The following is a 7,601-nucleotide window of genomic DNA, read 5'->3' as shown; positions in this document are numbered from 1 at the left end:
GAACGCCACAACCCCGCAAGCGAGACCATCACCGCCCACGACAACGGCTGCACCACATCCACCCGCTCCAGCGAACCGTCGACCTCGGCCGCGAAATCCCAGTCGATGAAGGGCGCCAACGCGTCCCCGCACCGGCGCATCGACTCCGCGAACACCGGGGACGACACCAGCAACTCCCGCGCCATCCCCACCCACTGAGCACCCTGACCCGGGAAGACGAACACAGGGCGCTGCGTCTCCTCCGCCGCCTGGCCGTGGATGAGCACGCCGTTGTCGGCGGTGCCGTGCTCCAGTGCCTTGAGGCCGTTCAGGAGGGCGGCGCGCCCGTCGGCGACCACGGCGGCCCGGTGTTCGAGTCCCCACCGGGTGCTGGCCAGCGACCAGCCGATGTCGGCGGGGCTCAGCTCGGGCCGCGTCTCGGCGAGCGCGCGCAGCCGTCCCGCCTGCGCGCGCAGGGCCTCCTCGGTCCTGGCGGACAGCAGCCAGGGCAGCGGGCCGCTGGCGGGCGCCGGGGCCTGGGCGGGGACCGGAGCGGGTTCGGCCTGCTCAAGGATGACGTGGGCGTTGGTGCCGCTGACGCCGAAGGAGGAGACGGCGGCGCGGCGCGGGTGGCCGGTCTCCGGCCAGGGGCGGGCCTCGGTCAGCAGCGCTACGGCACCCGCCGACCAGTCGACGTGCGGCGACGGCTCGTCCACATGCAGCGTCTTGGGCAGCACACCGTCCCGGATGGCCATCACCATCTTGATGACACCACCGACTCCGGCCGCCGCCTGGGAGTGGCCGATGTTGGACTTGAACGAGCCCAGCCACAGCGGCTCGTCGCCCGCGCGCTCCTGCCCGTACGTGGTGAGCAGCGCTTGCGCCTCGATGGGGTCGCCGAGCGTCGTGCCCGTACCGTGCGCCTCCACGGCGTCCACCTCGGAAGCGGGGACTCCGGCGTTGGCCAGCGCCTGCCGGATGACGCGTTCCTGGGAGGGGCCGTTGGGGGCGGTGAGGCCGTTGCTGGCGCCGTCCTGGTTGACGGCGGAGCCCCGCACGACAGCCAGCACCTGATGCCCGTTCTTGCGGGCGTCCGACAGCCGCTCCACGAGGAGCAGTCCGGCGCCTTCGGCCCAGCCGGTGCCGTCTGCGGCGGCGGCGAAGGACTTGCAGCGCCCGTCCGATGCCAGCCCTTGCTGGCGGCTGAACTCGGTGAACACGCTCGGCGTGGACAGCACCGTCACACCACCGGCGAGGGCCATCGTGCACTCGCCCCGGCGCAGGGACTCCACCGCCAGGTGCAGCGCGACCAGCGACGACGAGCACGCGGTGTCCACGGTCACAGCCGGTCCCTCAAGCCCGTACGTGTAGGCGACGCGCCCGGAAACGACGCTGGCGGAGTTGCCGGTGGACAGATAGCCCTCGACGCCCTCGGGGTACTGGCCGCCGAGCCGCGAGGCGTAGTCGTGATACATGACACCGGCGAAGACACCGGTGCGGCTGCCCTTGAGGGTCCCCGGGTCGATGCCGGACCGCTCGAAAACCTCCCACGAGGTCTCCAGCAGCAGCCGCTGCTGCGGGTCCATCGCCAGCGCCTCGCGCGGCGAGATGCCGAAGAAGCCCGCGTCGAAGTCGGCGGCGTCGTAGAGGAATCCGCCCTCACCGACGTACGAGGTACCGGAACGCTTCCCCTCCGGGTCGACCAGGCTCTCCACGTCCCAGCCCCGGTCGGCGGGGAACGCGGAGATCGCGTCGGCGCCGTCGGCGACCAGGCGCCACAGGTCCTCGGGGGAGCGGATGGCACCGGGGTAGCGGCAGGCCATGCCGACGATCGCGATCGGCTCTCCCCCGGCATCCCCGAGGGAGGAGGCCCCCGAGGTCGCCGCCGACGCGGTCGGCCCGGTGCCTCGCGCCGCCTCGCCGACGAGCTTGCCGCGCATGTAGCGGGCGAGTTCGGCCGAGGTGGGGTAGTCGAAGACCACGGTGGCGGGCAGCCGCAGACCGGTGGCGGTGCCGAGGCGGTTGCGCAGTTCGACAGCGGCGAGCGAGTCGAAGCCGTGCTCGCGGAAGGACCGGCCCGCGCTGATCGCCTCGGCCGAGGAGTGGCCGAGGACCGCGCCCGCCGTGCCGCGCACCAGGTCGGTCAGCACCCGCAGCCCCTCCGCCTCGGAGAGGCCGGACAGCCGCTGCGCGAGCGCGGAGGAACCGGCGCCCGCTTCGGCGCGGGTGTCGCGCGCGGCGCGCCGCTGCGGAGCCCTGACCAGGCCGCGCAGCAGCGGCGGCACCCCGTCGCCCCCGGCGGCCGACTGGAGGGCGCGCGGGTCGAGACGGGCCGGTACGAGCACGGCGTGCTCGGAGGTCAGGGCCGCGTCGAAGAGGGCGAGGCCGTCGTCGGAGGAGAGTGCCCCGACGCCGGTACGGGCCAGTCGGCGCACGTCCCCGCCGTCCAGGTGCCCGGTCATGCCACTGGCTTCCGCCCAGAAGCCCCAGGCAAGGGAGACGGCGGCGAGACCGCTGCCCCTGCGGCGCTGGGCGAGCGCGTCCAGGCAGGCGTTGGCGGCCGCGTAGTTGGCCTGCCCAGCCGTGCCGAGCACCCCGGCGACGGACGAGAACAGCACGAAGGCGGCCAGGTCCATGCCCGCGGTCAGCTCGTGCAGGTGCAGCGCGGCGTCAGCCTTGGGCCGCAGGACGCGCTCCACCTGCTCCGTGGTGAGCGCCGAGGCCACTCCGTCGTCGAGGACGCCCGCCGCGTGGATCACAGCCGTCAGCGGGTGGTCGTCGGCGATACCGGCGAGCGCGGCGGCGAGGGAGCCCCGGTCGGCGACGTCACACGCGATGACGGAGGCTTCCGCGCCCAACCGGCCGAGCTCTTCCACGAGCTCCGCCGCGCCGGGGGCCCGCGGGCCACGGCGGCTGGTCAGCACCAGGTGCCGGACGCCGTGGGTGGTGACGAGATGGCGGGCGAAGAGTGCCCCGAGGGTTCCGGTGCCGCCGGTGATGAGCACCGTTCCGTCCGGGTCGAGGCCGCGGACCTGGCCGTGCGCCTGCTGCTCCCCGGCGTCCGCGCCGGAAGCCGCCGCCGGGGAGTGGGAAGCCGCCGGCTGGGGAGAGCCGGGAGTCTGGGTGCCGGAGGCCCCCGGCTGGGGAGTGCCGTGGGTCGCCGACTGGGCGGCGTGCGTCACACGGGCCAGCCGTGATGCCCACACCCGGCCGTCACGCAGGGCCAGTTGCGACTCGCCGGAGGCGAGTGCGACGGCGACGGCGGTGGCCAGTGCGGCGCGCCTGGTGTCGCCTGCGGCGGCGGTACGGTCCGGTCGGCCTGTACCCCCGTCCGCGTCGCGGGGGCCGTCCGGCTTCCCTGCCGCGTACGACTCGCAGGGCTGGGCCGCCCCGTCCGGGCCGTCCGCGCCCTCCAGCTCCTCCGTCTCGACCAGCAGGAAGCGGCCGGGGTTCTCCGTCTGCGCGGAGCGCATCAGGCCCCAGACCGCCGCGTGGGCGATGGACCCGGCGCGCGTCACCAGCGCCAGCCGGGAGTCGGCGAACCGCTCGTCGGCCAGCCAGTCCCGCACGAGGCCCAGCGCCTCGCCCACCGCGCCCCGTACGTCGTCATCGGCGCCACCGACACGCGCCACGACGACACCGGGCACGACACCGGGCACGGCACCCGGGAGGACGGCGGGAGCGGCGCCGGAGGCAGCGCCGGAAGCGACACCGCTACGAGCAGCGCTACGGGCACCAGTACGCGCATCGGTACGGATGTCGGTACTGGCGCCGACCGACGCCAGGTCGGGCACGTCCTCGCCCAGCACAACGAGGTCACCGACCGCCCCGTCACCGCCGTTGTCGTCGCCCGGCAGCGCCACCCACTCGACGCGGAACAGCGCGTCGTGCGCGGCGCCCTTGGGCTGCCCAAGCGCCTCCGGCGCCACCGGGCGCAGCGTCAGGGCCTCGACGCTCGCGACGGGCGCCCCCGCGGTGTCCGCCACGCTGAGGGCGACCGTGTCCGGGCCTGCGGCCGTCATCCGTACCCGTACGGCGGAGGCGCCCGACGCGTGCAGCGTCACACCGCTCCACGAGAACGGCAGCCGCACCGGCTGACCGGTGGCATCCAGCGAATCGAGCAGCGCGGGATGGACGGCGGCGTCGAGCAGCGCCGGGTGCAGCCCGAACTGGTCGGCCGTATCACCGGATTCCAGCTCGACCTCGGCGTACATGGCGTCGCCGGAACGCCAGGCGGTCCGCAGGCCCTGGAACACCGGGCCGTACTCGTAGCCGATGCCGACGAGCCGTCCGTAGAGGTCGTCCAGCGCGACCGGCTCGGCCCCGGCCGGAGGCCAGGCCGACAGGTCGAACGCGGCCGCCTTGCCGACCGGCGCGAGCGCCCCGGTCGCGTGCCGAGTCCACGCCCCGTCCGCCGCCCCGTCCGCCGTGCTGCCCTGCCCATGACGGGTGTCCTGTGCGGGCCTGGCGTAGAGGTGCAGCGCGCGGCGCCCGCCGCCGTCCGCCTCGCCGACGACCACCTGGACCTGTACGCCGCCCCGTTCGGGCAGCGGCAGCGGGGCCTCCAGGGTCAGTTCGTCGAGCTGGCCGCAACCGACCTCGTCGCCCGCACGTACGGCGAGTTCGACGAAGGCCGTGCCCGGCAGCAGCACCGTGCCCGCCACCGCGTGGTCGGCCAGCCAGGGGTGGGTCTGGAGGGATATCCGGCCAGTGAGCAGCACACCGCCGCCGTCCGCCAGGGTCACGGCGGCGCCGAGCAGGGGGTGCCCGGCGGCGCCGAGTCCGATGGCCGCCGCGTCACCGCGCCCTGCCGTCGGCTGGAGCCAGTAGCGCTCCCGCTGGAAGGCGTAGGTGGGCAGCCCGACTGTGCGGGCCCCGTGCAAGAGCGGCGTCCAGTCGACCGGTGCGCCGACCGCGTACGCCTCGGCGAGCGACCGCACGAACCGGTCGAGCCCGCCCTCGTCGCGCCGCAGCGAACCGACGGCGGCCGCCTCGATCCCGGCGTCCTCGGCCGTCTCGCCCACGGCCATCGCCAGGACCGGGTGCGCGCTGCATTCGATGAACAGCCCGTAGCCGTCGTCCAGCAGAACGCGGGTAGTGCGCTCGAACTCGACGGTCTGGCGCAGGTTCCGTACCCAGTACGCGGCGTCGAGACCGGTCGTGTCGATCAGCGCGCCGTCCGCCGTCGAGTAGAACGGCACAGCCGCCGCGCGCGGTGCGATCCCGTCCAGGGCCCGTATCAGCCCACCGCGGATGGACTCCACCTGCGGCGAGTGGGACGCGTAGTCCACGGGGATGCGACGGGCACGGATCTCCTCCGCCTCACACCCGGCGACCAACTCATCCAGCGCACCCGGCTCACCGGCGACGACCGTGGACGAGGTCCCGTTGACGGCCGCTACGGCGATCCGGCCCTCGTACGCGGCAATACGGGCTTGCGCCACGTCCCGGGACAGCCCCAGCGACACCATGCCGCCCTTGCCCGCGAGCCGCTCCCGGATCACCTTCGAACGCAGCGCGACAACCCGCGCCCCATCCTCCACAGAAAGCCCACCAGCCACCACAGCAGCCGCGATCTCACCCTGCGAATGCCCCACCACAGCGGCAGGCTCCACACCGTACGAACGCCACAGCGCCGCCAGCGACACCATCACCGCCCAGGAGACGGGCTGGACAACGTCCACCCGCTCCAGCCCGGGGGCGCCCGCCGCGCCCCATACGACATCCCGCAACGACCAGTCCACGAACGGCGCCAGCGCCTCCCCGCACCGCTCCATCGACTCGGCGAACACCGGCGCCGACGCCATCAACTCCCGCGCCATCCCCACCCACTGAGCACCCTGCCCCGGAAAGACGAACACCGCTTTCCCACCCTGCTGCGCCACCCCCACCGCGACCACAGGCGACGCCTCACCCCGACCCACCGCCCCAAGTCCAGCCAACAACTCACCCCTGGAAGCCGCCACCACCACAGCCCGGTGCTCCAACGCCGCACGCGAACCCACCAACGACCCCGCCAAGTCCCCCACCGACAACCCAGACCGCTCCCCCACCCACGCCCGCAACCGCTCCGCCTGCGCCCGCAACGCACCCACACTCTTCCCCGACACCACCCACGGCACCACACCAGCCACACCCACCACACCAGCACCAGCTGGCCCGTTCACCGACTCCGCAGCCGGTTCCTCCGCCTCCACCGCCCGCTCCAAGATCACATGCGCGTTCGTCCCACTGATCCCGAACGACGACACCCCCGCACGCCACGGCTCACCCCGCTCCGGCCACGACCGCGCCTCCGTCAACAACGACACCGCACCCGCCGACCAGTCGACGTGTGAGGACGGCTCGCCGACATGCAGCGTCTTCGGCAGCACGCCCGCGCGCAGCGCCATCACCATCTTGATGACCCCGGCGATACCGGCGGCGGCCTGCGCGTGCCCGATGTTGGACTTCAGCGAGCCGAGCCACAGCGGGTCGCTGTCCGCCGGGCGTTGCCCGTACGTCGCCATCAGGGCGTGTGTCTCGATGGGGTCGCCCAACGCCGTGCCGGTGCCGTGCGCCTCGACCGCGTCCACGTCGCGCGCGTCGAGCCGGGCGTCGGCGAGCGCCTGCCGGATGACCCGCTCCTGCGCGAGGTCGTTCGGCGCCGTGAGTCCGTTGCTCGCGCCGTCCTGGTTGACGGCGGAGCCCCGCACGACAGCCAGCACCTGATGCCCGTTCTTCCGGGCGTCCGACAGCCGCTCCACCAGCAGGACGCCCACACCCTCGCCGGGGCCGAAGCCGTTGGCGCCCTCGGCGAACGCCTTGCTGCGCCCATCGGGGGCGAGGCCGCGCTGGCGGCTGAGGTCCACGAGCCAGTTGGGGCTGGCCATGACTGTGACGCCACCGGCCAGGGCCATGGAGCACTCGCCGCGCCGCAGCGACTGCACAGCCAGGTGCAGGGCGACCAGCGACGAGGAACACGCCGTGTCCACGGTCACGGCCGGGCCCTCAAGGCCGAGGGTGTAGGCGATGCGGCCGGACATCACGCTCGTGGTGGTGCCGACCATGAGGTAGCCCTCAAGGTCCTCGGCGCCGGGGTCGCCGACCCTGGGGGCGTAGTCCTGCGGGATGGCCCCGACGAACACGCCGGTGTCCGCGCCACGCAAAGCCGCCGGGTTCATTCCGGCGCGCTCGAACACCTCCCAGGAGGTCTCCAGCAGCAGCCGCTGCTGCGGGTCCATCGCCAACGCCTCGCGCGGGGAGATACCGAAGAAACCGGCGTCGAATTCCCCCGCGCCCGGCAGGAATCCGCCTTCGCGCACATAACTGGTGCCGGGGCCGCTCATCTCCGGGTCGTACAGCGCCTCAAGGTCCCAGCCGCGGTCGGTGGGGAGCGGGGAAATGGCGTCTCGGCCCTCGGTGACGAGTTTCCACAGATCCTCGGGTGAGGTCACCTCGCCGGGGAAACGGCAGGCCATTCCGACAATGGCCACCGGCTCATGGCTCTGGGCCTCGATGGTCTGCAGGCGCTGCCGCGTCTGCCGCAAATCGGCGGTGACCAGCTTGAGGTAATCGCGGAGCTTGTCTTCGTTGGCAGTCATGGGGGTAGGGCTCCCGGCGCGAAAGATAAGGGTGGCGTC

The 7,601-nt window shown here is 73.6% G+C and carries 1 protein-coding gene; it reads right to left on the bottom strand.

What is annotated here, in order from left to right:
* The coding region (locus AC5P1B_RS34605) for a type I polyketide synthase (RefSeq protein WP_493891988.1) at window positions 1-7,562 on the bottom strand (7,562 nt) is incomplete at its 3' end.
* Window positions 7,563-7,601: the final 39 nt, after the last annotated feature.

The organism is Streptomyces sp. A01 (assembly GCF_059026195.1).
Note: the sequence above shows the minus strand (reverse complement) of the source record. Positions and strands in the feature narration are given on the sequence as shown.